Raw genomic sequence first — 26,270 nt, 5'->3', positions numbered from 1 at the left:
TTTTTTCCTTAAGCCCGACTAATTTTGACACCTGATGTATGCACATCAGTACCTGATACAGGGCTAATTTCATGATGTAATAAGTTGCCACAGTGAACGCCTGTTGTTGTCGCGGCTGTTTTCGCACCTGCTTTTGCACCTGATCCCATATAAACAAATACGGTGTCAGGGCGAATGCCTTCAGTGATCAAAGCATGTGCTTTTTCTTTACCAATACTGTTTTCTAGAATGATTTCATCACCATGTTTAATACCATGATTTTTAGCTGTTTCAGGGTGAAGCCAAACAGGGTTTTTCCACATTAATTCAGCTAATAATGGTACGTATTGTGTTGCACCATTAGTGTGAACGGCGACTTTTCCTTGGATAAAATAAAGCTCGTCTTTTTCTTTTAATGGGAAATTGTGGAAGCGTGGAATACCGTAGTTTTCTAAACGGCTTTCTAATTCTTCAGAGTAGATTTCAATTAAGCCACTTGGTGATTTAAATGACAGTGATTTTTCCATCATATTATTGCCATCTACATGCTTGATAGCATCAGGATATTGCTCAACAAAAGCTTTTACATAAGAAGGCTCACGCAAAAGTAATGGGATACCATAGGACAAATAGCCTTTTTTATGGATTTCCTTATACAGCGCTTCATCACCATTGACTTGATATAGCTGACGAACTCCCATATTTTCCCATGGGAAATATTGAGCTAGTCCCAGTTTTTTCCCTAATTCCATCCAAATTAACCAGCTTGGTTTTGTATCACCAATTGGTTCGACAACTTGTTGACGTAATGCATAAGCTGGGTTTAAACCTGAAACATCAGAAATCTCTTCATCGCGTTCTAAATAAGTTGTTTCAGGTAATAGATAATCGGCATAGGCGGCGCTTTCGCTTAAATAAACATCACAGCTAACAATTAAGTCTAATTTTTGTGCTGTTTTTTCTAGCTCAGGGCGACAACTTACTGTTTGAAATGGGTTATGGCGAGACATAATCCATGCTCTGGTTTGATACGGCACACCGTTTAATGTTGAATCAATAATAGATTGAACGATACCACCACCTTTATTGATATATTTAAATTGAGGTGCAGTAGCATCAATACGTTTTGCTGTAATTTCAGGCATTCCCTTAACGCTCGGTTTAGCGAGTTCAGGTGCAACATTAATACCCGCAAGTTTATTGTATTTTGATGCTGCTTTTTTCTGATACATGCCACCTTCACGTTCAAAGTTACCGAGCAATGCATTGAAGGTGAAGATCATTCTGCGCATATTAATTTCTTCTTTATTAAAGGTTGCGCGGTGACCTGGCATAATCAGTGCGTGAGGTGCTTGAGCTGCAATCTCACGGGCAATACGAGCAATATCTTTAGCTGGAACATCAGAATGTGCTTGAGCCCATTCTGGAGTTGTATTTTGTAGAACTTCTTTTAATTGTGGAAAACCAACTGTAAATTTCTCAATGAAATCTTTATCGTAAAGATCTTCTTTAATTAATATATGGCACATTGCCATTAGAACAGGTAAATCCCCGCCTGGGCGGATCGCGTACCACTCATCAGCTTTACTTGAAACAACAGATAAACGAGGATCAAAACTTACTAATTTCGCACCGCGTTCTTGTGCTGTCATTAGTTCATGAGTTTCTGCAACTTCAATACCCTCATAAAGATTATGACCAAAAGAGAGAATATATTTTGAATTTGCGAGATCCATTTTAAGATCGCCACCCATCATAACGGATGCTGCAATAGCTTTACCTGCAGGGCATGTTGATGCGTGTGTAAACGTATTGGGTGAGCCAAATGCAGCCGCTAAATGGAAAAGATGAGAAGAGAGCGATCCAGATTTTGAGGAAAAAGAGATGCTTTCTGCGCCATAGTTTTGTTTTATGGCATTCATTTTTTCGGCGATTTCGCTATAAGCTTGTTCCCAACTTATCACTTCCCATTCACCCGCACCTCTTGGACCTTTGCGCTTCATAGGTTTGACAATACGGTTTGGGTCATTAACTAGGCTAACGCCACTTCCGCCTCTTGCACAAACTCGGCTACTTTGGTGTTCTGCATTTCTATTTCCTTGGATAAAAACAGTCTTATTGTTAACAACCTGAGCTTCTATTGGACAACGATAAGAACACATTTCACACAGACTAGGTGTTAATTTTGACTGACCCTTAAGAGAATCTACAGGATTAAATGCAAGCGCACCTGGTGGTAAACTACTCACGGTACAACCCACACATCCTATCCCCATCCCCTTAATGAAAGAACGACGACTAATACTCATATAACCTCCAGTTTCTTCTTATAGCTAAATATTATATACGGACGGTTAAATAAATATTTGAAGGCGTCTCCATTTTATTAATCCATAAGTGATGAGTTAGTTGTAAATAATAAATAATAGAGAATAAGAAGTTAATAAATATCACTAAATAAATTAATTAAAATAGACAAAATCAAATGATAATTATTTTCTTCTCTTGAATGCTATTATAAAGTTTTGGAGAAGGAATAGAGGTTTTTTATAGATATGGTAGCTATAAATTGTTCTTTTAAATTCACTGGCTTATGTTATTAATCTATTTTATTAAAGTGTATTTTAAATATATGATTAATAATAATTATAATTTGACAAAAAAGCCTATCGATATATATATTATTATATATCGAATTTTGTTCACATTGTAATTAATTTGTTATTTAAAAATCAGGATAAATAATACTTTTGATGCTATTTAAATTTAGTTTTTCTTAAATTATCTTCTTGTGAAAAATAGCTAACTTATTATTTTGATAATAAATAAAATAGAAAAATAAATGAATGAGGTGTGGTACAAAAAACGTGCAGTTAAACATGATCAGACTGAGACTAAATATGAGACAGTTTATAAATTATTATTCATTATGTTTAAATATTAATTAATCATATTAATAGTTATGATACTGTGTCGTGATTGTCAAAATGAGATGTTTTTTGTTTTATGTGTCTTGATAGCATTAAAGCTAAGTGAAGGCGCGTAGGAAAAAATGGGGCGGAATGTTAAAAAATGGCGACTTATTGAATATTCAATGCCACCATTTTATATGTAGTCATTATTGTTTTTCGTTGTTTGTTACCTGTCTATTTTCTATATAAGAAGAAAGGATTTAAAACAACATGACAATTAAAACAAGGATCAGTAACAGAGGGTAAATTCTTGCATGCCATTTGTCAGGAATACGAGATAAAAAGCGTTCAGAGATCTTTAAACCAACCCAGGTGCTACAAATCAGAATAAGTGCAGCTTTTAGCCAAATATAACCAATAAAACCAGATTCACTATTTAAAGGTGAAGTAAAAGAAAGGGCGACGTAAGTGCATGTTGCTGTGAGTGCTAAAGGTAAGGTTAATGCATTTGCCATTGCTGCTGATTGTGCCATTGGTGTTCCTCTACGGCGCAATAGAGGAACAGTCATCACGCTTCCACCCACCCCAAGAAAAGTGGCAATAATACCGATCACAGTACCATTAATGCTCTCTTTTGCTTTGGTCACTTTTTTTGCATTGTGAGTAGTAGGAGCCATAAAACCGGGGCGAAAATAGCAGTCTAAAATAGTGACAAAAAGATAACCAATAAAAAACCATTTGATCCATGTACCTTCAACCGTTAAGGCGAGAAGAGCACCTACGATCCCGCCAAACGCGATACCAATAAACAGAATGGACATGATACTCCAATTAAGTCTTTTTGCTTTATGGTGTGTAATGGTTGTGACTGTCGCAGAAAACAACATAATTAATGCTGAAGTAGCAACGGCGATTTGCATAGCATGCTCAGCCGGTAAACTGTCTATTCCCCAGAGTGTTAAAATAAGTGTGTAGAGTAAAGGAACAGTAACAAAGCCACCACCAAAGCCAAATAACCATGTTGTAATGCCTGAAATTAAACCAAAAGAAATCAGCCAGAGTGTCATTTCAAATCTCCTGTTGAGTCAGGAGATTAACAATATAGAATAAAATGATGGCTAGCCCACGCGATAATGACAAGTTTATACGAATTTAGGACAATTTAATTATTATGCGTAATATCGATATCAACAGTGTGGATAATCTTCCTCGTGATATTTTGGCATTAGGCTCTGATTATCCTTATGACACATTACTTGAAGCTCACCATCATCGGCGAGCACAATTTTTATATGCCCCTAATGGTGTAATGAAAGTTAAAACAGAAGACGGTCAATGGATTGTATTACCTTACAGTGGCGTGTGGATCCCTGCAGAAAAAGTACATCAGGTGTTAATGTTGGGTAGTAGTACTTATAGTCTCTATATTGAGCCGAATAAAATTCCTCGTCACTCAGAATATTGTGAGGTTTTACAAGTTTCACCTCTGCTTCATCAGCTATTACTTTCAGCTAATGAGCTTCCTTTACTTTATGATTTAGGAGGACGAGACAGTGCATTATTAACTTTGCTTTGCCATGAATTAGCTCAGGCAAAGCCATTACCTTACTTTACGCCATTACCACAACATGCTTTATTAGATGAATTGTGTACTGAATTTATGTCAAAACCCAATATTCGCACGAGACCAGAAATGTGGGCTGAAAAATTAAATAAGAGCCTACGTACTTTTACCCGTTTTTTTCATAAAGAAACAGGCCTTTCTTTTCGAGATTGGCGACAAAAAGCGTGTTTAATGTATGCGTTAACTGCTTTAAAGAAAGGTGATTCAGTCACTGAAGTTGCTTTAGAACTGGGTTATGAAAATCCGAGCGCCTTTAGTGCGATGTTTAATAAAGAGATGGGATATTCACCTAAAGTGTTTTTAAAACAGTTGAAATAGTTTTAATAAAATAGACAGATATAAGCAAAAACATAATCATTGATTCTTGTATATATTAGGTGGTTTTTAAGTTAAATCACATTGTTCAAAAAAGAAACAAAAAAATTCCTTCCAATATCAGTGCGTTAAAACTTGATTAATAGAGAGTGAGGGAGGTAAAATATAGCCCGTCCATCAGTTACATTTGATTTTTCTACGTATGTTCCCTTAGTTAAATGGATATAACAAGCCCCTCCTAAGGGCTAGTTACAGGTTCGATTCCTGTAGGGAACGCCATCTATTACCCATGCTGTAAATCTAAACACTCCTCCTAGTGCTGTGCTTATTCAGTTCACGCTATTATGGTTATTATTTAACTTCCTTACTCAATGTTCGATAATAAATATAGGTTTTTATATGGACATAAAATCAATTAATAATATTTGATGTTTAAAGTTTTTATTACTTATGAGTGTATTAAGTGAACATATTGCCGTTTTTCTTAACGCTGGATATATCGTTGTTATAGATTTTCCTGCGAATACACCGAAGCCGAAAAATGATTAAAACCATTAGCAGATAATACGTGAATGTCTTATTTACTTGATGTATTGAAAGTAGAATATAATTAAATAACATCATATATTTTTATATTTCCCCATAATATCGGGTTAATATTTTAAATCAGCTCGATAAGGTAATCACAAAAACCGAATTATCTTATAAGATCAAAACCTAATAAAAGTACCACTTATTATACATTGACAGTATTATGTCTAGAATTTATGAATATGCGAACTATGATGCTGCTCATCATAAGATAATTAGCGGAGAACATTATGAAGTATCGCCTGTGCGGTGTTGCTCTTTCAGTTGCCTTACTTTCAGGATGTGCAAGTACCTCTAATAATGGGGAAGGGCGCTCAGACCCATTAGAAGGGTTTAACCGCCAGATGTTTGATTTTAACTACTATGTGTTAGACCCTTATATTTTACGTCCAGTTGCTGTTGTTTGGCGTGATTATGTGCCACCACCAGCAAGAAATGGTTTATCTAACTTTTTAGGTAATTTAGAAGAGCCAGCAAGTATGGTGAACAGTGTATTGCGTGGTGATTTTGAAAAAGGGGCTAAACATTTTGGTCGTTTCTGGATCAATACCGTTTTTGGTATGGGTGGCTTGATAGATGTTGCTGGCATGTCTAAAGAAACGATGGAAAAAGAAGTGCCAATGCGATTTGGTAGCACATTAGGTCATTATGGCATGGATTACGGCCCTTATGTTGTTGTACCAGGCTATGGTAGTTTTACTGTCCGTGAAGAAGGTGGTGATTGGGCTGATTTAACCTACCCTATGTTGAGCTATTTAACATTTTGGATGTCAGCGGGTAAGTGGGCATTAGAAGGCATTGAAACACGCGCGCAATTGCTCGACTCTGATGCGATTTTACAAAACTCATCTGATCCTTATTTAATGATGCGTGAGGCTTATTTCCAAAGTAATGACTTCCAAGCGGGTATAGTGAAAGAGAACCCTAATGCGAAAGCCATTGAAGATGATTTAGATTCCATTGATTAGTGAATTATCTTTTTTAGCTTAATAAATAAAAAAATGGTCTTAAAAAAGACCATTTTTTGTGTAGAACGTGCAGTGAGAAATTAGAAGCGGTAATTAAAGTTCATACCGTATAACCAGGCTTTACCTGATGATTCAAATTCGTAAGCCGGTAATGGTAAATCTTCAGATAATTTCTCTTTGATTGTGACTTTTTTACCGTGCATATACGCTAAGCCGACATCAACAGACATATCTTTGTTAAATGCATAAGTTGCCCCTGCACTTAACCAGAAACGATCTTGGTCTGGAATAGAAATAGAACGTTTATCTGCAGGAACTGGGCTATCATCGAAAGCGATACCGGTACGGAATGTCCAGTTATCATCGTGATAATAGGTTGTACCTAAAGCCACACGCCATGCATCACGGAAGCCTTCTTCTTTCTTGAAGAGTTGCTGACCATCACTTTTACGAGTGGCTTTTAACTCTTCGAATGCACTCCAGCTTGTATAAGCGAAATTATAATGAACAGCCCATTTTGGTGCTACACGGTGATAAGCGGCAAATTCCCAAATTTCAGGCAAGTTAAGGTCAAGTTTACCTTTAATGGTTTCGCCGTTAGTGCCTACAATACCCATTCCTTCAAGTTGTGGGATTGAACGCAAGTCACTTTGATAATCGCCATCTTTAAATTTCACTTTTACTTTAGAGCGATAAGTGAAACTCACACGATTATCTTCATCAAACTCATACAGTAAGCCCGCATTCCAGCCAAAGCCCCATGCATCACCTTTTAATTGAGCAAAGCGAGCATTTGCTGGCAGACTTGATAAATAACCACCTAATTGTTCCATACCAGGCTTTTTAGATAATGCGCCACCTAACACTTTACCCGCTTCACCAACATGTCGAGTAATTTCAGCATCAGCATAAAGAGCATTTAGCCCCAAACCTACGCTAAATTGGTTATTCACACGGTAGCCCGCACTTAAGTTTAGGTTCATGGTTTTCAAATCAGTTTTACCGCCGATAAGACCAGCAGGATAATCGTCTGGGAAATCTGTTGCTAAACCAAAGTTTGTTGTACCTGATGCACCGATAGCCCATTTATCATTAATTGGTGCTACAAAGTGGATATTAGGGACTAATGCACTGGGTGCGATATCTTTTGCAGTGGTATCCGTACCGGTAAGCGGTGATTTACCTTTAACATCAACGCCTGGGTTAATAAGGATAGCACCAACAGAAAACTCAGGGCGATCGAACATTGTGAGTGCCGCTGGGTTACGGCTACCTACGCTGGCGTCATCAGCAATAACGCCTTCCCCTGAAAATGCACGCCCTAGTGCTGAAGTAGAATATTCATTTAACTGAAAACCGGCAGCGCCTGCTTGAGAGGAAATTGTTCCTACAATGGCAGCTAGTGCTGTGCGAGTAAACAGGTTTTTACGGTTCATGACCTAAACCCTCATAATTTTTTTAAGTTAGTAACTTCTGATTAGAAGCGCTGGATTTTAGGTGCGGTTGTCGTTATGACAAATCAGACCAGTTGATTAAGTATAAAGTTGATTACCCTGAATGTTGCAAGTATGTTTTACAAATATTGCCATTTGGATTCAATAATTGGGATTTGGTTAACATATTTTTTACAAAACATCCCAATAAAGGTGTTTTTGATTGTTAAATAAACAGGGTAATCAATTATTTTTGTAAAATTGTAATAAAATTTGAGCTAAAGCAGTTTATTTTATTTTTTTGCGATTATGATAGATAATTAACATTTCTTTCGTTGGGAGACTAAAATGGCAGACGCAATTAATCGTTGTAGTGCAGAAGAAACCGCTGCTTGCTGTTGTGTAGATGTGGGTACTATTATTGACAATAAGAATTGCACAGCGTCATATCAGCATGTCTTCGCTGATAAAGTACAAGCGCAAGCAATGTTAGATCAACTTAGTGCAAAAGCACAATCTATCGCTTCAGAGCCTTGCAAAATCAATCAACAATTTGCTGATGTTGATGGTGGTGTTCAACTCACCGCTGATTTTACATTCTCTTGTGAAGCAGAAAACTTAATCTTTCAGTTGGGATTACGTTAATCCGCTGAAATGAATAGATTTAAGGCTGTTGAAATTCAACAGCCTTTTTTATATCCCTTCATCACGTTATTATCTTTTCTATCATTATTGTTAAGTTTCAGACATTTCATCGAAATATTGAGCGCTAACTCCCACTTCTTGTAAAATGACGTTTCTGAAAAGTGAATTTTTTGTTAACACTATTATCAGGTCAGACCTCTTTGGTGTTAGGAAATCATTTTGTCAGGAGCCGTTATGAAGTCATCAACGAACAGTGCTATGAAAGATCGCATCGCTATTGTCAGTGGGCTACGTTTACCTTTTGCTAAACAAGCGACTGCGTATCGAGGAATACCTGCGGTTGAGTTAGGGCGTTCAGTGGTTCAAGAATTAGTGACTCGCAATGAAATTCCTCCTGAAATTATTGATCAACTTGTTTTCGGGCAAGTGGTTCAAATGCCAGAAGCACCGAATATTGCTAGAGAAATTGTGCTTGGCGCAGGATTAAGCGTAAAAACAGATGCTTATAGTGTAACAAGAGCATGTGCAACAAGTTTTCAGGCGATAGCTAATGTTGCTGAAAGTATGATGGTCGGACATGTTTCTGTCGGTATTGCTGGTGGTGCAGATTCGTCTTCAGTGTTGCCTATCGGTGTGAGTAAAAAGCTTGCCGATGTTTTATTAAGCCTAAATAAAGCCAAATCATTAGGTCAACGATTAAGTTATTTAAGCCAATTACGATTTCGTGATCTCCTTCCTGTAGCACCAGCCGTTGCTGAATACTCAACTGGATTACGTATGGGAGATACGGCGGAACAAATGGCAAAGACGTACCATATTTCAAGAATAGCTCAAGATGAATTAGCGCATCGCTCTCATCAATTAGCAACGAAAGCATGGGAGATGGGTAAATTAGACGATGAAGTGATGACTGCGTTTTTTCCACCTTACAAAGAAGGCTTTCATCAAGATAACAATATTCGTAAAAACTCTGTTCTTGATTCTTACGCCAAACTCAAACCCGCTTTTGACCGTCGCCATGGTAGTGTCACTGCCGCAAACAGCACGCCATTAACCGATGGCGCAGCCGCTGTATTAATGATGAAAGAATCTGTTGCTAAAAGTCTTGGCTATCAACCTTTAGGTTATTTACGCAGTTATGCTTTTACAGCGACAGATGTCTGGAAAGATATGCTATTGGGGCCATCATATGCCACCCCACTTGCACTTTCTCGCGCAGGCCTTGCATTAAGTGATCTAACACTAATTGATATGCATGAAGCTTTTGCCGCACAAACACTCAGTAACTTGACACTGTTTGGTAGTGAGCAGTTCGCTAAAGAGCAACTAGGATTATCCAAGGCGATTGGAGAAGTGGATATGGATAAATTTAATGTGCTAGGTGGTTCTATTGCTTATGGACATCCATTTGCTGCAACTGGTGCAAGAATGGTCACACAGACACTGCATGAGCTTAAACGACGAGGGGGAGGGTTTGGATTGACTACTGCTTGCGCAGCAGGTGGATTGGGTGCAGCGATGATTTTGGAGGTGGAATAATGGAACAACAACAGACAACACTAGAAAAATCATCTGTTTTTCAGTTCTCAGTCCGCAATGACAAAGTGGGGGTTATCACGATTGATGTTATTGGTGACAAAGTAAACACGCTAAAAGCAGAGTTTGTGCAACAATTTCAAGATGTTTTAAAGCAAGCACAGCAACACTCTGGAGTAAAAGGATTAATTATCACCTCAGGTAAAAAAGAGAGTTTTATTGCCGGTGCGGATATTTCCATGATTGCGGATTGTAAAACCAAAGAAGAAGCGAGTGCACTCGCAAAAGCTGGACAAGATCTTTTTACTCAAATTGAAAACTATCCATTGCCTGTTGTGGCCGCTATTAATGGCGTATGCCTTGGCGGAGGGCTTGAGTTGGCCTTAGCCTGTCATGGGCGAATTTGTTCTGATAATAGTAAAACGCGTTTAGGACTTCCTGAAGTACAACTTGGATTATTGCCAGGTTCTGGCGGCACTCAACGCTTACCCCGTCTTATTGGTGTGACATCTGCGTTAGATATGATCTTAACGGGTAGACAAGTTAATGCGAAACGGGCCTTAAAATTAGGCCTTGTAGATGATGTTGTCTCACAAGATATTCTGTTAGATGTTGCTGCTAAATGGATCTTAGTGGGTAAAAAAGAGCAGAGAAAGCATTCGATGATGGATCGTTTTTTGGCAAACACGACTTTAGGTCGGAATATACTGTTTGGGCAAGCAAAAAAACGTACATTAGCTAAGACAAAAGGCCACTATCCAGCAGCAGAACGTATTCTTCATGTTATAGAACGTGGTCTTGAAAAGGATATTCAAACTGGGTTTAAAGAAGAGGCAAATGCATTTGGCGAACTCGCTATGACGCCGGTTTCATCTGCATTAAGACATCTCTTTTTTGCTTCTACGGCACTTAAAAATGAAACTGGCTCATCTGAAAAGCCAGATAATTTGCATCATATCGGTATCTTAGGTGGTGGATTAATGGGAGGAGGGATTGCCTTTGTTACAGCGACAAAAGGTAATTTACCAGCAAGAATTAAAGATATCAGCGATAAGGGAATTGCTCAGGCTCTGAATTATAGTTGGCAAGCACTTTCAGCCAAAGTGAGTAAAAAAAGATTATCTGTGCGCGAACGTCAGCGCCAAATGGGGTTGCTTTCGGGCTCTTTAGATTACAGCGGTTTTCATCAATCGAATATTGTTGTTGAAGCGGTTTTTGAAGATTTGGCTTTAAAACAAAAGATGGTCGCAGATATTGAAGAAGTGGGTAAAGGTAAAATTATTTTTGCTTCAAATACCTCTTCGCTGCCTATTCATAAAATTGCTGAAACGGCAAAATATCCAGAAAAAGTGATCGGGCTTCACTATTTTAGTCCTGTGGAAAAAATGCCTTTGGTTGAAGTTATTCCACATGAAAATACAGATGAAAAAACTATTGCTACAACAGTCAATTTTGCTAAAAAACAGGGCAAAGTTGCAATAGTTGTTGGTGATAAACCTGGATTCTATGTTAACCGTATTCTTGCTCCTTATATTAGTGAAGCATTGACATGTTTAGTACAAGGAGAGCCTATTGAACATATTGATAAAGCACTTGTTCAGTTTGGTTTTCCTGTTGGACCTATTCAGTTATTAGATGAAGTGGGTATTGATATCGGTACAAAAATAACGCCGATATTAGTGGATGCATTTGGTGAAAGATTTGCTTCTCCTCCTGCTGTCGATGCCATTATTGCTGATGATAGAAAAGGGCGTAAAAATGGACGAGGTTTTTATCTTTATGCAAAACATGCATTACCTTTCTCATTAGGTAAAAATAAAAAGCAGCCTGATCCAGCGATATATCGACTATTACAAATTAAGCCTAAAAACCAACACTCTTCCTCTGAAATTACAGAACGTTGTTTATTACTAATGTTAAATGAAGCCGTTCGTTGTTTAGATGAAAATATTATAAAGCAGCCACGAGATGGTGATATTGGTGCTGTATTTGGTATCGGTTTCCCTCCTTTTTTTGGTGGCCCATTCCGTTATATGGATAGTATGGGAACAACAAAGGTGGCAGAAAAGCTTAATCAACTCGCCGATAAATATGGAGAAAAATATCGCCCTTGTGAACGTTTAGTTGAAATGGCTAAACGAAATGAACGTTTTTACGATTAATATTATCTCTTACCATTGCTTTTTCCTTTTGTGACATTTGTTTTGATTGAGGCGCTTAGGCGCCTTTTTTTCTTGTCGTTTTTGCGTCAGATTAATAATTGATGAATTTTTAATGGAAAAAGAGGTCGAAAATGTCAATGATAGCCAGATATGGCAAAATGGTTATTTGAACATAAATTTAAAAACGAAGCTTTTTAAAATAAGATCCTGGCAATGATGTTAATTTGCAAACCAACAGTATGATCTTAAAAAGCTTAATAATACTATTGCAATTAGGGTATTGAAGATTTTAGATAGGGATATATTGATTTAAATTGAATTAAATTAAGTATCTTAAAAGTGTAAATACCAGTAATTACAAAAATAAAATAGGTTTAATAATTTACTATGCAAATTTTTATTATGCGCCACGGAGAAGCAGCCATTGATGCTGCTAGCGATGCACTAAGACCACTGACTGATCGTGGAAAAAGTGAATCAATAAAAATGGCTGAATGGATGACAAAGCAAGGACATACTATCGATTATGTTTTAGTCAGCCCTTATTTACGTGCTCAACAAACATTGGATGCAGTAAAAGTAGATTTAGCGCTACCTAGTAAAGTAGAAACTGATGATGGACTTATTCCCGGAGGGAATCCTTCACATATTGCACATTACTTACGTGCCTTGGGGGATGCAGGATATAAAAATATTCTTGTTATTTCTCACTTACCTTTGGTTGGCTATGTTGTGGCTGAACTTTGTCCGGCGGTATGTGCTCCTATGTTTTCAACATCAACTATTGCTTGTGTTGATTTTGATTTATCAAAAGGTGCAGGAGCGTTGCTATGGCAAGTGTCACCTTCGATATTGAAATAAAATTTGAATCAATTAGCTAAGCTCAATAAGCTAAGTAAGTAATTAATACCTTATTTCACCCGATAAGTGATTTAAGGGTTAATGCGATAGTATTTTGTGGTTTAGCGACGAGCAAGATCGTCGTTTTCCACTAATACTAATAATGCAGCATCGCCTCCCCATTCTTTTGGGGCTTGATGAAAAGCAATGACATCTGGATGTTGCGCTAACCAAAGTGGTGTTTGCTGTTTTAAAATATGTTTGCCATGCCCATGCATAATACAGGCACAATAAACATGTTCTCGTCTACATGCTGCAATCAATGCGCCAATCTCTTGTTTTGCAATTAGCTGTGTTAATCCATGCAAATCTAGAAAAAACTCAGGTACATAATCACCACGACGTAGCTTTTTTAATTCATAAGCATTAGCGCCTTCTCTTAAATAGCGCATTGGGCCTTCTGTCGCTAAGTTAGGCTGAAATTCATCTGAAAAATAATAAGAGGCATCAACTTGTTCTTGTTGAAGACGTTCAACAGCGTAGTGTGTCACTTTCTTACGTTTTGGTGAATGAAGTATTTTATCTTGAGGTAATTTCTTGGTGCCTTTTACCATCTCCTGAAATAACTCAATTTCAGAAGGTGGTAATGAAAATTTTTTATTCATTTTTTACGATTCTTCATAGTGTTACTGTTTTTATAAGGCAATAGTACATGAAATAGTGTCAGAGATAAAAAAGTATAAGTTATAAATTTAGCATAAAAAAAAGCAGGGAATTTACCCTGCCGAAATAGTCACTTAGTTAGCAAATATAGGTTAGTGAACAAGTTGCTCTACGCATGATATCTGTCGAACATAACACGTTGTTATATCTTCAGGTTGCGATAAAAAGATATCAACATAATCTTTAAAATTAGCCATCTGCTTTCAAGTAACTGCATATTGAATAAAAAACATCTATAGGCGCATTTGAGTACACAGTTAATTTTTTACACTCTAAGTATGGTTTAGAATCATTAAATTGCTAATAAAAGTTAAATTAAAAGTATAAAACACTAGCCTTTGTGTATGAATAGATCGTAAATTTTGCTTTTGATTACTTGATTGAAGTTTAAAACCATAACTAGTGTATGGTTATAGAAAAGAGAATAATAAGGTAGTGATGTTTTTTTATGGTTTCCCGCTGATTTATTACCATCTTCATGGCAAACTACAGACTTTCTATTTCTTCAGAGGACAACAGTTTTGGATATAACACTAAAAGAGGAAGCGGTTGCTGAGCTAAGCACGATCCTAGATATGTTACGTTGGGCTATGAGTCAGTTTAATTCATCTGATATTTATTATGGTCATGGTACAGATAACGCGTGGGATGAAGCATTACAGCTAGTGTTACCGACAATTGCACTTCCTTTAGATATTCCAGATGCACTGTTATCAACGAAGTTAACAACTTCTGAAAAGATGGAAATCATTACGCTTGTCGAAAGCCGAATTGAGCAGAAAATTCCCGTCCCTTATTTAACTCATAGCGCTTGGTTCTGTGGCCACGAATTTTATGTTGATGAACGTGTTCTTATCCCTCGCTCTCCTATTGGTGAATTAATCAATAACCACTTTGATGGTTTAATTCAGCAAGAGCCAACACGTATTCTCGACTTATGCACGGGAAGTGGCTGTATTGCGATTGCTTGTGCTTATGAGTTTGAAGAGGCTGAAGTCGATGCGGTTGATATTTCTGAAGATGCACTGGAAGTCGCTGAGTTTAACATTGAAAACCACGGTTTAGTGCATCGTGTTTACCCAATGCAATCAGATTTATTTAACGCTATTGTCCCAACGCCTTACGATATTATTGTGACAAATCCTCCGTATGTTGATGTCGAAGATATGGGGGATTTACCTGATGAATACCAAGTTGAACCTGAATTAGCATTAGCTTCGGGTATTGATGGCCTAGATATTACAAGACAAATTTTACTAAAAGCCCCTGAATATCTGAGTGAAAAAGGTATTTTAGTGTGTGAAGTGGGGAATAGTATGGTTCATCTTATTGAGCAATTCCCTGAGGTTCCATTTACATGGCTTGAGTTTGAAAATGGTGGAATCGGTGTCTTTATGCTGACTCGTGAACAGCTCGTCGAATATTCAGAGAGTTTTTCTATTGATAAACGTTGATGTCACAGTAATGAGACGGTAGATTGTTATTTATTGCAAATAACATATTGATAACATCACACAGTAAAAGATAGGAATAAAGGGATGGCAGGAAACAGTATCGGACAATTATTCAGAGTCACAACTTTTGGTGAGTCTCATGGTATTGCATTAGGTTGCATTGTTGATGGTGTACCTCCTGGATTGCCTTTGACAGAAGCTGACTTACAAGTTGACTTAGATAGACGCAGACCCGGAACATCACGTTATACCACGCAACGCCGTGAACCCGATCAAGTTCGTATTTTATCAGGTGTATTTAATGGTGTTACCACAGGGACAAGCATTGGTTTACTGATTGAAAACACGGATCAACGTTCTCAAGATTACAGTGAAATTAAAGATGTTTTTCGCCCCGGTCATGCTGATTATACCTATGAGCAAAAATATGGTTTGCGTGATTATCGTGGTGGTGGACGCTCTTCTGCGCGAGAAACAGCAATGCGTGTTGCTGCCGGTGCAATTGCCAAAAAATACCTAAAAGAGAAAATGGGCATTGAAATAAAAGGTTATCTTTCTCAATTAGGTCCAATTACTTGTGATCTTGTTGATTGGTCTATTGTTGAAACCAATCCGTTTTTCTGCCCAGATCCTTCTCGTTTAGAAGCACTTGATGAATATATGCGTGCACTTAAAAAAGAGGGGAACTCAATTGGTGCAAAAGTCACTGTGGTGGCAGAAGGGGTACCAGTAGGATTTGGTGAGCCTGTTTTTGACAGACTAGATGCAGATTTAGCGCACGCATTAATGAGTATCAATGCTGTCAAAGGAATTGAAATTGGTGATGGTTTCGGTGTTGTAACATTAAAAGGCACTGAAAATAGAGATGAACTTACTAAAGATGGCTTTACTAGTAACCATGCAGGTGGCATTTTAGGTGGAATTAGCAGTGGTCAGCCAATTGTTGCTCATATTGCTTTAAAACCAACATCTAGCATTACTATTGCAGGTAAAACGATTAATCGTGATGGCGAAGAGGTTGATATGATAACCAAAGGTCGTCACGATCCTTGTGTGGGAATACGCGCTATCCCTATTGCAGAAGCAATGATGGCAATTGTATTACTCGATCATGCATTGCGCCAACGTGGTCAATGTGGTGATGTTGTACCTCCGCTAATGCAATGGTAATCATTCTAAGTCAATAACGAAGTCAATAAACTGTTGTAAGTTTGATGTTAGCTTTAAAGGTGTGAGCGCCTAATTTTATCATGCTCAGATCGTGTTGTTGTGGTTTTTTAACATAAATGAGATAAACACAGCAACACGTCCTTCATTCCTAATAATTCGGATAGATAAATGGATTGGCTCTTTTCAGATGGCATCTACCTTCTTCTCTTCTTGGTGGCTTTAATCGCAGGTTTTATTGATTCAATTGCTGGTGGTGGTGGATTAATCACTATTCCAGCTTTGTTATCAGCTGGGATTTCGCCTGTTCAAGCCCTCGCAACGAATAAACTGCAATCAGTCGGTGGTTCTTTTTCGGCTACGCTCTATTTTATACGTCGAAAAGTGATTGATTTAAAAGCGCAACGATTTGCCATTTTAATGACTTTTATCGGTGCCGTTTCTGGTGCCATGTTGGTACAGTTTATTAATCCAGAAATCCTTAGACAAGCGCTTCCTATTCTTACCATAGCCATCGGTTTCTATTTTCTTCTCACTCCATCAATTGGTGCTCAAGACAGTAAACAACGTATTGGCTATTATACTTTTGGTGCAATATTAGGTGGAGGTGTCGGTTTCTATGATGGTATTTTTGGCCCTGGTACAGGCTCTTTTTTCGCTTTAGGCTATGTTATGTTGCTTGGATATAATCTTTCAAAAGCAACAGCTCATGCTAAGTTACTTAACTTTACCTCTAACTTTGGCTCGTTACTATTTTTTATCATTGGTGGGCAGGTTATTTGGACTATTGGTTTAGTTATGCTTTGTGGGCAGTTTATTGGTGCTCGCTTAGGTGCAGGTTTAGTCTTAACAAAAGGGCAAAAATTAATAAGACCTATGCTGGTCATTATCTCCTTTTTGATGAGCATCAAACTCATACATGACAATCATGGCGATACTATTGCACTTTGGTTTTCTGCACTTTTTAATTAGGAACAGATGGTTTTTTAAATGTCAGCACATCATTATCAACAGTTAATTGATATCTTTAATCAATGTTTTAGCGAAAGTTTCCAAACCCGTTTAGTTAAAGGGGATGATGAGCCAATTTATTTGCCTGCAAATGAAGAGACACCTTATCATCAAATTATTTTTGCTCATGGTTTTTATGCCAGTGCATTACATGAAATATCACATTGGTGTATCGCCGGAGAGGCTCGTCGGCAACAAGTTGATTATGGTTACTGGTATTGCCCAGATGGGCGAGATGAAACGACACAAGGGCAGTTCGAAGTTGTAGAAATTAAACCTCAAGCATTAGATTGGTTATTCTGCCAAGCTGCTGGTTATCCTTTTAATGTTAGTTGTGACAATTTAGAGGGTAACTTTGAACCTGATCGTTATGAATTTAGAAATAAAGTGAGAGAACAAGTTCTCGCTTATTTACGAGATAAAAACACCCCACCTCGTGCTCAGCTATTTATTAATGCGTTACATTTGTTTTACAATACTCCAGAGCTAACGGAAGAGATGTTTCCTTATCAGGAAAATCCTTTAGTTAATTAGGGATTGCGAGAATCACTATCGCCTATCCACTGTGAAGGTTTTACCCAATAGGGTGGAGTCTGAAGTAGTAAGGTTGCTGGAACACACATATTTATGCTTTGCTAATACAAGGTAAATAGAAGAGATAGCAACATTATATATTGAGGATAAATAATGCTTTCTGAGTATGAAGCGTACTTATTAGATAAAATTGATAGCCGTGTTGAGCATGCTACTGACGATGAGTTATTTGCAGGCGGGTATTTACAAGGCCACATTACACTGGCTATTGCTGAACTAGAGCAAGAAAATAACACCCAGTTAGAAGCGTTAAGAGCGCGTGTAGAAGAGAGCATTCAAAAGGCGATAAAAGCAGGAGAGCTTTCACCTCCAGATCAAGCATTAGTTTTATCTACATGGCATGATTTAGTTAACTCAATTAATTAATTTTGCATGTCGACTAAGAGAACAACCGGCATAAATCGGTTGTTTTTTTCTTTCTTAATATTTTATTAAAATCACGGTCTTTAAGTTATATTTAAGATATTTGCTGTTGAATTAGATTGGTTTTTATACAAAAATTGATCTTCACTATTTATCAATTGTTTTTATTTGATTTTTCAAAGTCGATGTATCTCTCATTGATTAAGCATAATAGTGCTATCTTTTGTAACTCCTTGCCATTTCTGTAAAATTACTTTTAAATGTTTTTTAGGAATGTTTCTCGGGATGCAAATGATTTGCATAGAATATTTATGATAAGGATAACGATACGATGAAAAATTTCTTTAAAATAGGTCTGTTGACTAGCGCTGTTTTATTTTTATCTGCTTGTGATCAATTTGATTTAGATAATAAAAAAAATAAGTTTTATTACAGTAATCCAAGCGAGAAAGCCATCAGTTTTAGCGTCGATGGTAAAGAATATCAGGTTGAGCCGGGTAAAAATGGTTACATAACGCTGCCTCCAGGTGAGCATAATTTAACAGATAGCGCCGGTAATAATGCTCGATTTATGGTTTATGACAACAATAATGGTGGCATATTAAATCCTGATAATTTTATGTATTACACTCTTTCTGAAGTTTATGCTGTAAAGGGAAAAACAGAGCAATTTAAACCTGTTGATTACCCAGTTATTATTAATGGCTATGAATTTGAACTTCCAGTGCGTAGTACTAATGCCACATTAATTGATGGTAATGTTTTTCAGTGTACTTATGCTTTAGGTGAGCCATTTCCTAATGAAATTCGCACCCGTAATAAAAATAATGACGGTAGCATAAAAAATAAATGCTTTGATAAACCTGAATTTATTAAATATATTTCGGCGGAATACAGTAAAGATCTAGCTCCGTTTACTCAAGAAGATGAATATAATGATTCTGTTAATCTTGATTTAGACTATATGTTACCGACAGCCGAATTTACCGATCCTGATATTCAAGCCGATGCAGAAGAGCTAGTTTCATTATTAAATCAAATTAAAGAAAGTAATGATCCAAAGATCCATAACGCATTAAAAGATAAACTTTATAAGGCGACACTTGCTGTCTCTAGCGCGTATGCTAATAGAGTGGTGAAAGACTCTGTAGAAGACAACAAATATTATAATCATTTTATGAAAGAGAGTGGTAAGTTTCAATCTTACGGTATATTACCTAAAGAGTAAGGTATTCAAAGAGTAAAAGCTATTTAATGCAATTATAAGCCATCCAATCGGGTGGCTTTTTTTAACGTATTTAAGTCACTAAAGAATAAGAACATAACTGGAAATCTCGATGACAATAACACAAACCAAAATAAAAAATAACGATATTACCCTTCGTCCCACACAAATTGATGATGCAATTAAATTACCTGCTATCGAGCAATCAGCAGGGCAATTATTTAGCACCTTAGAAGATTTAAGTTGGATAAGTGAAAGTGGCGTACAAAGTGTTGAAAAACATTTAGCCTTTATTAACCATAAAGGGCATTGGGTTGCGGTTAATAGTGATAATGAGCCGGTTGGTTTTATTATGACAACACCTTTACCAAACAGCTTATTTATTCATGAACTCTCAGTGAGTCAAGACTGGCAAAATAGGGGAATTGGTAAATTACTTATTCAAAAAGTCAAAGATGAAGCCAACTTACATAAGTTTGATGCGGTTACGTTGACAACCTTTCGTCATGTACCTTGGAATGCACCGTATTATCAGCGATTAGGTTTTTCTATTTTACCCGAAAGTGAAATTCCTCATTCTTTGCAAGAAATCTTAGATGATGAAGTTGAAAGCGGGGGATTTGTAAAAGAAATGCGCTGTGCGATGAAGTTTGAGCTTTAGCTTCTTTTAGCATGTGATGATGTTGGATCTCACAATGAGTGAAACAAAAAGCAAAATAAGCGAGCCAAGCAACCCAAGTCGGTTGCTTAGACATTTATTTTACTTCAATCGATTTTCCTCGCAGTAATGCTCTTACCCAAAAACGATTAGGGTGTAAGGCATTCAACACATTATCTTCAACTGGAAAAGGTTCATCAAAAATTTGGCTTGCAAGAATTTCGGCTGATAAAGGTGCTGAACATAAACCTCGTGAGCCTAATGCGCTAAAAACATAGAGCTGATGAAAAGCGGGAGCTAATGAAGGGATCTTTCTTCTACGCTTAAATCTATCTAGGTGCTTATATTCTACAACTAATCGCTCAAAGTCAGGCACCTCACCTAATAGTGGAAGATGATCTCGAATAGTACAACGAATGCCCACACGCGCCAGATTTTGGCTAAAATCAATATCTTGAGTCCATTTAGCTTCAGATAAACAGTGAGTGAGATGCCATTGATTATCTTCTTGTTCTTGACGCGATATTTCTAAATCTAATTTATCACGACGAAAACTCGCTCCGACACAATGCAAATTATCTTTAGGATCAACAGGAGTAAAATAACCGTCGTAACATAAAACAGTGCCGAGTTTTGATAAATTTTCGGTTGTTGGGATATGACTGACTTGCCCTCGAACTGCGCTAATAGGTAATTTCTCACATTGGGTAAAGTCTGTAATTCGATGTCCATTCGCTAAAATAATGCAATCATGTTTTGATTGAGAATGTGTGACATGTTGTTCATTGTGGTGAGTGATATTTAAGCACCAAAAAGTATCTTGTGCATTTATCTGGGTAACCTGATGATTAAATTGTAGCTTTAGGCCTAATTGTTGAGCATATTTCAGCACTTGAGTTGTTAGCTCTGTGGGAGACAGCCAACCCGCTTGAGGGTAAAAAAGTCCTTCGTAGTTAATATCTAATCCACAAAGGGTATTTATTTTATCTTGAGAAAGATAACGAGCTAATTCGTTAAATGGCACGGAGTGATTGATTATCCGTTCTGCTTTTTTTCGTATTCTTTCATTATAAATAAGCTGAGCAACACCAGACCATTGATGAGAGAATGCAATGCCAGCTTGACTTAGATTGTCATAAGTACGACGTGCAAATAAGAATGCCGCCGTAAAAAACTGTTCTATCTCGTCTGATTTGCCATTTAACAAAGGGTATAACACACCTTGTCGATTACCTGATGCATTGGTCGCTGGTTGTTTGTCTTCACAATATAAGGTGACATTAGCACCCCTTCTTAGGCAAGAAAGCGCCATTAATGCACTGGCAATTCCACCACCAATAATTGCAATATCCTTGTGTTCAGTGGCGCTAGGTCGTGCATAGTAAGGAACAAACTCGGTTGATGGTGAATGAGGAAATAATCCCGTGAGCATCTCTCTTTTCTCACCAAAACCTTTTACTTTTTTAATTTCAAAACCAACACGTTGTAGTCCACGTCTAACAAAACCGGCAACGGTAAAAGTAGCGAACGTGCCGTTTTCACGCATTGAATCAGCCATAGCTTGGAAGAGCGTTTCACTCCACATTTGTGGATTTTTAGAGGGTGCAAAACCATCAAGGAACCAAGCATCAATTTTGTTATGTAGTGTTTGGCGAGTTTGGGGCAATAAGGTGTTGATATCGCCAAACCATAAATCGAGGGTAATTGTCCCATCAGCAAGAATAATGCGGTGACAACCAGCAATAGGTTTAGGCCATTGAGAGCATAACTCTTGTGAATATTTTTCGAGTTCATGCCAGTGACTATGGGCAGCGTGTAAATCTTCTTTAGTGAGTGGAAATTTTTCAAAACTGACATAATGCAAACGTTGTAGTTTTGCATCAGGTGTTGTTTGACGAAACTGCTCAAATGCTTGCCAAAGAGTAAGAAAATTCAGTCCTGTGCCAAACCCTGTTTCTGCGATAACGCATTCAGAGCGTACATGTGTACCAAAACGTGATGGAAAATGATTTCCATGTAAGAATACATGTCGAGTTTCTTCTAGACCATCTTGGTTTGAAAAGTAAATATCGCCAAATTGTTCAGAGATAGGCGTACCAAGTTCATTCCAACTTAAAGACGCAGTATTTATCGGGCTATTATTCACGGAACTGCCTGTATTTCTCGAAAAAATTAACCAATATCTTAGCGCCGTTAGGTGGCTTGTGCCAGCCTTAAAGGGGAAAGTGTTTTATCGGCTTATCTCTATTTTTGTAAAAAAGATCCTGATCGGACTTGTTCGGCGTACAACTGTACGCTAAAGTGCTACTCAGAAATCCCGCAGCTACAACTATTATTGTAAAGAGGTATGAATGAAGCGCGCAGTGATCACGGGTCTGGGTATTGTTTCGAGCATTGGTAATAACCAGAAAGAAGTGCTGGATTCTTTAAAAGAAGGTCGTTCCGGGATAACTTTCTCAGAAGAATTTAAAGAGATGGGGCTTCGTAGCCACATTTGGGGCAACGTTAAGCTTGATACTGAAGGTCTTATTGACCGTAAAATCCGCCGTTTTATGAGCGACGCATCGGTTTATGCCTATTTATCTATGCAAGAGGCGATAGCTGATTCAGGTCTGACAGAAGACCAAGTTTCTAATATTCGTTCTGGCTTAGTCGTTGGTTCTGGTGGTGGTTCGCCACGTAACCAAGTTCAAGGTTCTGATGGCATGAGAGCAAAAGGTCTACGTGGCGTAGGTCCTTATATGGTAACTCGTGCAATGGCATCGGGTGTTTCGGCTTGTTTAGCAACCCCTTTCAAAATTAAAGGTGTTAACTATTCAATCAGTTCTGCTTGTTCAACATCAGCACACTGTATTGGTCATGCCGTTGAACTTATCCAGTTAGGCAAACAAGATGTTGTATTTGCTGGTGGTGGTGAAGAGTTAAGTTGGGAAATGACTTGCGAATTTGACGCAATGGGTGCACTTTCAACTAAATATAACGAAACCCCAACCAAAGCTTCTCGTACTTACGATAAAAACCGTGATGGTTTTGTTATCGCTGGCGGTGGCGGTATTGTGGTTGTTGAGGAGTTAGAACACGCATTAGCGCGTGGTGCTCATATCTATGGTGAAGTCGTAGGTTATGGTGCAACGTCTGATGGTGCAGATATGGTTGCACCTTCAGGTGAAGGCGCTGTACGTTGTATGCAAATGGCAATGCAAGGTATTGAGAAAGTTGATTATATCAATACACACGGTACTTCAACGCCAGTTGGCGATCTAAAAGAGCTTGAAGCTATCACGGAAGTGTTTGGTTCGCATACACCAGCTATTTCAGCAACAAAAGCAATGACTGGCCACTCATTAGGTGCTGCTGGTGTGCATGAAGCAATTTATAGCCTACTGATGTTAGAGCATGGATTTATTGCGCCAAGCATCAATATTGAAGAATTAGATGATAAAGCAAAGGGTATGAATATCATCACTCAACCAACAGAACAGAAGCTAGAGACGGTAATGTCAAATAGCTTTGGTTTTGGTGGTACAAATGCTTCATTAGTTATGAGTAAATATAAAAAATAGTTAGATATACTTATATTTTCTTATTAAAAAGCAGACTTCATTTTTAATGGGGTCTGTTTTTTTTATTTGAATTTTACTATGTAAAATAATTTTTTATTCTAATAAAGATATTATTTCTAATAAAAATCGTTAAAAAACTTTATATAAATAATGCTAAAAAATACATTTCTTAATAGTTGCTCATTTTATCACTCTAATTAAATAGACGATTTTGTTAATATGTTGTTTATATGAAGAAAGATAAAGTCTGTTCATTTTATTTCAATCGTTTAATTTAAATTTACTCAAAATCATTAAATGTTTTGTTTTATATGGAGTTAGATGAATAGAAAAGTTGAATAAGACAAAAAGAGCGCAAAAAAATTGATCTGGGTTATTTTATTACAAATAAGTAGGAGCTATTTAATATAAAAGTTGGTAATGTTTGCTTCGGATACTTGTATTACTTTATATTTTATACTTTGATTTCTTGTGTCAGTTTTATTTATTAAACCTAACATTATGAATGGACCGGCTAAGAATTTAGCCGGCGTTTTTTTATTGTTGTCTTTTTAACATTGACTCACATCTCCTGATGACAATCTGCTTTTTTCTGAGCAGACTGACGTCGGAAATTCAGTGGTGTTCTCAGTTGTTGCACTAAGAGTACACCCAGTAACACAATACCCCCACCCACTAAGTGATAACTATGCATTTCTTCACCAAGAAGTGCGATAGCAATCATTGCAGTAAATAATGGCATTAGGTTCATAAAAATAGAGGTTGTATTTGCACCTAATTTCATCACACCTAAAATCCACAAATAAGGTGCAAGAATAGAAGCTCCGATACCAGCAAAGATAACCAATCCAATATTATCTTTTGTTAATGCAACACTTTCAGCAAGAAAGAAGTTTGGCAATAATAACAGAACGCCAAATCCAATTTGCACATAAAGTGATTGCCAGTTAGGGAGTGTAATTGACCATCGTTTTGTTAATACACCATAAAGAGCGTATGACGCCGAAGCTATAAACATCATCAGTTCACCATAACCCAAGCCTTGGGAAAGTAACTGAGAGGGGTCGCCACGACTAATTAACCAAACTAAGCCACTAATTGAAAGCACTGTGCCTAAAACAATACCAACCGTAGGTACAACACGTAAAACAAAAATACTGATAATTACGGTTAATAATGGAATGAGAGAGTTTAGGATCCCCATAAATGTCGCACTAACATAATGAGCCGCATAATAAGCTAAACTTTGGTACATCACCATCCCTAATGCACCAAGAATAAATAACTTCCACCAATATTGCTTGACGGTTTTACGATGATGCCAAACAGGCATTATCAAAAAAGGTGTCATAATTAAAAAGGCGAGGAACCAACGATAAAAAGAGATTGCAGCAGGATCAATAACAGACGCTGCTGCTTTATTGACGACTGCATTAATGGACCAGATTAACACCGCTAAAAGCGGAAAAATTGCGTTTTTCATTGTTCTCACATCTATTTTAAACCAGGTCGCTATTGTAAGCCTGTCTGATTAGGTATATATAATGAAAACCAGACAACAGATAGACCAATAAAGACAATATGACAAGAGGACAACATAACGATGACAATTGAACAACAGAAAATGCAATGGTTATTGTCTGATCCAGATACGGTACGATTTCGTGATGAGCAACTATTAGCTGAAACTGAGTTTGTTTATCATCAACATGATTTTGGTCAGTTATTGTATGTGATTTCTGGTGTCATGGATTTAGAAGCAGGAGGACAGCGGTTTTTAGCGCCACCAGAGTTTAGTGTATGGATACCTAAAAATGTAGGGCATGCTAGCTACAATAAAAAGACACTCTCTTTTAAAGTGTTAGATATTTCACCAAGTTGGTGTGAAGGTTTGTTAGATAAACCGTGCTTAATTCAATTAAGTGCTATTTTTTCAACGATATTTTCCGATTTTTTTCATCGTAGTGTGTGTAAACCACAAACAGAAGAAGATTTTCGCTTAGCGCAAGTGTTGATAGATCAACTTAAAATTTCGCCGATTCATCATACTTACTTACCTTCTTCTAAAGATAAACTACTCGCCCCAATACTTTCTGCATTAGAGCAGGATCCGGCTGATAATACATCGTTAGAAGAGTGGGCTAAAAAGCGTTATACCTCAGAAAGAACACTCTCCCGTCGTTGCCAACAAGAATTAGGTATGTCATTTAGTGAATGGCGTAAGCGTCTACGCTTTTTACATGCAATTTCTTTACTAGAGCAAGGAAAAAGTGTGAATGAAATTGCATTTGATGTGGGATATAGCTCTTCATCTTCTTTTATTGCGATGTTTCAACAATTTGCTGGTACAACACCCGAACGTTTTCGTCGGTTACCCAATTGTTAAGCTTTCTTTTCATTTATTTACTTAAAATCTAGGCGGATTTTACTGTCAATAATAGGCTTTGCGGTGAATAAGTGGCAAAATAGGCCGCTTAATTTTATTTTTCGATTGATTGTTTACACAT

Annotated in this window: 21 protein-coding genes and 1 tRNA gene; 16 read left to right on the top strand and 6 right to left on the bottom strand. The window is 37.3% G+C overall.

The annotated features are described in order from the left end of the window. Positions 1 to 8: 8 nt before the first annotated feature. A complete protein-coding gene (phsA, locus tag QSH13_RS15805; protein ID WP_196544370.1) occupies positions 9 to 2,288 on the bottom strand; it encodes a thiosulfate reductase PhsA in 2,280 nt (759 codons plus the stop codon). Between the two features lie 863 nt (positions 2,289 to 3,151). Then, complete coding sequence (locus QSH13_RS15800) at positions 3,152 to 3,958, bottom strand: sulfite exporter TauE/SafE family protein (protein WP_109396416.1); 807 nt, start codon at positions 3,956 to 3,958, stop codon at positions 3,152 to 3,154. A 104-nt stretch (positions 3,959 to 4,062) separates the two neighbouring features. Between QSH13_RS15800 and QSH13_RS15795 the strand changes: the two genes are divergently transcribed. The 3 genes from QSH13_RS15795 (at position 4,063) to mlaA (ending at position 6,389) form a co-directional block, all read left to right on the top strand. Then, positions 4,063 to 4,833, top strand: a complete 771-nt coding sequence (locus tag QSH13_RS15795) for an AraC family transcriptional regulator (RefSeq protein ID WP_109396417.1) — start codon at positions 4,063 to 4,065, stop codon at positions 4,831 to 4,833. Between the two features lie 201 nt (positions 4,834 to 5,034). Next, positions 5,035 to 5,109: transfer RNA gene (locus tag QSH13_RS15790), tRNA-Arg, on the top strand. A gap of 542 nt (positions 5,110 to 5,651) precedes the next feature. Beyond that, positions 5,652 to 6,389, top strand: a complete 738-nt coding sequence (gene mlaA / locus QSH13_RS15785) for a phospholipid-binding lipoprotein MlaA (protein WP_109396418.1) — start codon at positions 5,652 to 5,654, stop codon at positions 6,387 to 6,389. A gap of 80 nt (positions 6,390 to 6,469) precedes the next feature. Here mlaA and fadL read toward each other — a convergent pair whose 3' ends face one another. Further along, positions 6,470 to 7,825 (bottom strand): long-chain fatty acid transporter FadL, encoded by a 1,356-nt coding sequence (gene fadL, locus QSH13_RS15780; RefSeq protein WP_109396419.1) that lies wholly within the window; start codon positions 7,823 to 7,825, stop codon positions 6,470 to 6,472. Positions 7,826 to 8,170: 345 nt separating this feature from the next. Here fadL and QSH13_RS15775 point away from each other — a divergent pair, with 345 nt between their 5' ends. The 4 genes from QSH13_RS15775 (at position 8,171) to sixA (ending at position 13,026) form a co-directional block, all read left to right on the top strand. Further along, entirely contained in the window at positions 8,171 to 8,467 is a 297-nt protein-coding gene (locus tag QSH13_RS15775) for a YfcZ/YiiS family protein (RefSeq protein WP_006533378.1), read from the top strand. Between the two features lie 234 nt (positions 8,468 to 8,701). After that, complete coding sequence (gene fadI, locus QSH13_RS15770) at positions 8,702 to 10,006, top strand: acetyl-CoA C-acyltransferase FadI (RefSeq protein ID WP_109396420.1); 1,305 nt, start codon at positions 8,702 to 8,704, stop codon at positions 10,004 to 10,006. Next, positions 10,006 to 12,165, top strand: coding sequence for a fatty acid oxidation complex subunit alpha FadJ (gene fadJ, locus QSH13_RS15765; protein WP_268842970.1), 2,160 nt, complete (start codon positions 10,006 to 10,008; stop codon positions 12,163 to 12,165). The genes fadI and fadJ overlap by 1 nt, the downstream gene beginning before the upstream one ends. Positions 12,166 to 12,552: 387 nt before the next feature. Further along, positions 12,553 to 13,026, top strand: a complete 474-nt coding sequence (gene sixA, locus QSH13_RS15760; RefSeq protein WP_185901020.1) for a phosphohistidine phosphatase SixA — start codon at positions 12,553 to 12,555, stop codon at positions 13,024 to 13,026. Between the two features lie 101 nt (positions 13,027 to 13,127). Here sixA and smrB read toward each other — a convergent pair whose 3' ends face one another. Then, complete coding sequence (smrB, locus tag QSH13_RS15755) at positions 13,128 to 13,670, bottom strand: endonuclease SmrB (protein WP_109396422.1); 543 nt, start codon at positions 13,668 to 13,670, stop codon at positions 13,128 to 13,130. 633 nt (positions 13,671 to 14,303) lie between these two features. On the opposite strand from smrB, the gene prmB reads away from it, so the two are divergent. The 7 genes from prmB to QSH13_RS15720 all read left to right on the top strand — a co-directional run bounded on the left by prmB (position 14,304) and on the right by QSH13_RS15720 (position 20,203). Further along, on the top strand, positions 14,304 to 15,182 hold the full coding sequence (gene prmB, locus QSH13_RS15750; RefSeq protein ID WP_235376248.1) for a 50S ribosomal protein L3 N(5)-glutamine methyltransferase: 879 nt from the start codon (positions 14,304 to 14,306) through the stop codon (positions 15,180 to 15,182). A gap of 84 nt (positions 15,183 to 15,266) precedes the next feature. Beyond that, complete coding sequence (gene aroC, locus QSH13_RS15745) at positions 15,267 to 16,352, top strand: chorismate synthase (RefSeq protein ID WP_109396424.1); 1,086 nt, start codon at positions 15,267 to 15,269, stop codon at positions 16,350 to 16,352. A 168-nt stretch (positions 16,353 to 16,520) separates the two neighbouring features. Continuing rightward, complete coding sequence (locus QSH13_RS15740; RefSeq protein WP_109396425.1) at positions 16,521 to 17,321, top strand: sulfite exporter TauE/SafE family protein; 801 nt, start codon at positions 16,521 to 16,523, stop codon at positions 17,319 to 17,321. 18 nt (positions 17,322 to 17,339) lie between these two features. Then, positions 17,340 to 17,894 carry an elongation factor P hydroxylase gene (locus QSH13_RS15735; RefSeq protein ID WP_088495095.1) on the top strand — a complete coding sequence of 185 codons (555 nt, stop codon included), beginning with the start codon at positions 17,340 to 17,342 and terminating at the stop codon, positions 17,892 to 17,894. Between the two features lie 153 nt (positions 17,895 to 18,047). After that, a complete protein-coding gene (locus QSH13_RS15730) occupies positions 18,048 to 18,320 on the top strand; it encodes a YfcL family protein (RefSeq protein WP_006533359.1) in 273 nt (90 codons plus the stop codon). 328 nt (positions 18,321 to 18,648) lie between these two features. After that, on the top strand, positions 18,649 to 19,545 hold the full coding sequence (locus QSH13_RS15725; protein WP_109396427.1) for a hypothetical protein: 897 nt from the start codon (positions 18,649 to 18,651) through the stop codon (positions 19,543 to 19,545). A gap of 109 nt (positions 19,546 to 19,654) precedes the next feature. After that, positions 19,655 to 20,203: a GNAT family N-acetyltransferase gene (locus QSH13_RS15720; RefSeq protein WP_286039354.1), complete on the top strand. Its 549-nt coding sequence runs from the start codon at positions 19,655 to 19,657 to the stop codon at positions 20,201 to 20,203. Positions 20,204 to 20,297: 94 nt separating this feature from the next. Here QSH13_RS15720 and mnmC read toward each other — a convergent pair whose 3' ends face one another. Continuing rightward, positions 20,298 to 22,346: a bifunctional tRNA (5-methylaminomethyl-2-thiouridine)(34)-methyltransferase MnmC2/FAD-dependent 5-carboxymethylaminomethyl-2-thiouridine(34) oxidoreductase MnmC1 gene (gene mnmC, locus QSH13_RS15715; RefSeq protein WP_109407166.1), complete on the bottom strand. Its 2,049-nt coding sequence runs from the start codon at positions 22,344 to 22,346 to the stop codon at positions 20,298 to 20,300. 205 nt (positions 22,347 to 22,551) lie between these two features. Between mnmC and fabB the strand changes: the two genes are divergently transcribed. Then, positions 22,552 to 23,763, top strand: a complete 1,212-nt coding sequence (gene fabB / locus QSH13_RS15710) for a beta-ketoacyl-ACP synthase I (RefSeq protein WP_109396430.1) — start codon at positions 22,552 to 22,554, stop codon at positions 23,761 to 23,763. Positions 23,764 to 24,325: 562 nt separating this feature from the next. Here the strand turns inward: fabB and QSH13_RS15705 are convergent. After that, on the bottom strand, positions 24,326 to 25,246 hold the full coding sequence (locus QSH13_RS15705; RefSeq protein WP_109407165.1) for a DMT family transporter: 921 nt from the start codon (positions 25,244 to 25,246) through the stop codon (positions 24,326 to 24,328). 120 nt (positions 25,247 to 25,366) lie between these two features. Between QSH13_RS15705 and QSH13_RS15700 the strand changes: the two genes are divergently transcribed. Further along, the gene (locus tag QSH13_RS15700; protein ID WP_286039355.1) at positions 25,367 to 26,149 is read left to right on the top strand and encodes an AraC family transcriptional regulator; all 783 of its coding nucleotides are present in this window, start codon (positions 25,367 to 25,369) and stop codon (positions 26,147 to 26,149) included. Positions 26,150 to 26,270: the final 121 nt, after the last annotated feature.

This window comes from Proteus faecis (assembly GCF_030286765.1).
In the GTDB taxonomy this organism is placed as follows: Bacteria; Pseudomonadota; Gammaproteobacteria; order Enterobacterales; family Enterobacteriaceae; genus Proteus; species Proteus faecis.
The sequence above is the reverse complement of the archived record's forward strand: the minus strand, read 5'-3'. Positions and strand labels throughout refer to the sequence as shown.

Excerpts from the sequence above, each read along its gene's own strand:
- phsA (WP_196544370.1), bottom strand. The coding sequence starts at position 2,288 with ATGAGTATTAGTCGTCGTTCTTTCATTAAGGGGATGGGGATAGGATGT.
- QSH13_RS15800 (WP_109396416.1), bottom strand. The coding sequence starts at position 3,958 with ATGACACTCTGGCTGATTTCTTTTGGTTTAATTTCAGGCATTACAACA.
- QSH13_RS15795 (WP_109396417.1), top strand. The coding sequence starts at position 4,063 with ATGCGTAATATCGATATCAACAGTGTGGATAATCTTCCTCGTGATATT.
- mlaA (WP_109396418.1), top strand. The coding sequence starts at position 5,652 with ATGAAGTATCGCCTGTGCGGTGTTGCTCTTTCAGTTGCCTTACTTTCA.
- fadL (WP_109396419.1), bottom strand. The coding sequence starts at position 7,825 with ATGAACCGTAAAAACCTGTTTACTCGCACAGCACTAGCTGCCATTGTA.
- QSH13_RS15775 (WP_006533378.1), top strand. The coding sequence starts at position 8,171 with ATGGCAGACGCAATTAATCGTTGTAGTGCAGAAGAAACCGCTGCTTGC.
- fadI (WP_109396420.1), top strand. The coding sequence starts at position 8,702 with ATGAAGTCATCAACGAACAGTGCTATGAAAGATCGCATCGCTATTGTC.
- fadJ (WP_268842970.1), top strand. The coding sequence starts at position 10,006 with ATGGAACAACAACAGACAACACTAGAAAAATCATCTGTTTTTCAGTTC.
- sixA (WP_185901020.1), top strand. The coding sequence starts at position 12,553 with ATGCAAATTTTTATTATGCGCCACGGAGAAGCAGCCATTGATGCTGCT.
- smrB (WP_109396422.1), bottom strand. The coding sequence starts at position 13,670 with ATGAATAAAAAATTTTCATTACCACCTTCTGAAATTGAGTTATTTCAG.
- prmB (WP_235376248.1), top strand. The coding sequence starts at position 14,304 with ATGTTACGTTGGGCTATGAGTCAGTTTAATTCATCTGATATTTATTAT.
- aroC (WP_109396424.1), top strand. The coding sequence starts at position 15,267 with ATGGCAGGAAACAGTATCGGACAATTATTCAGAGTCACAACTTTTGGT.
- QSH13_RS15740 (WP_109396425.1), top strand. The coding sequence starts at position 16,521 with ATGGATTGGCTCTTTTCAGATGGCATCTACCTTCTTCTCTTCTTGGTG.
- QSH13_RS15735 (WP_088495095.1), top strand. The coding sequence starts at position 17,340 with ATGTCAGCACATCATTATCAACAGTTAATTGATATCTTTAATCAATGT.
- QSH13_RS15730 (WP_006533359.1), top strand. The coding sequence starts at position 18,048 with ATGCTTTCTGAGTATGAAGCGTACTTATTAGATAAAATTGATAGCCGT.
- QSH13_RS15725 (WP_109396427.1), top strand. The coding sequence starts at position 18,649 with ATGAAAAATTTCTTTAAAATAGGTCTGTTGACTAGCGCTGTTTTATTT.
- QSH13_RS15720 (WP_286039354.1), top strand. The coding sequence starts at position 19,655 with ATGACAATAACACAAACCAAAATAAAAAATAACGATATTACCCTTCGT.
- fabB (WP_109396430.1), top strand. The coding sequence starts at position 22,552 with ATGAAGCGCGCAGTGATCACGGGTCTGGGTATTGTTTCGAGCATTGGT.
- QSH13_RS15705 (WP_109407165.1), bottom strand. The coding sequence starts at position 25,246 with ATGAAAAACGCAATTTTTCCGCTTTTAGCGGTGTTAATCTGGTCCATT.
- QSH13_RS15700 (WP_286039355.1), top strand. The coding sequence starts at position 25,367 with ATGACAATTGAACAACAGAAAATGCAATGGTTATTGTCTGATCCAGAT.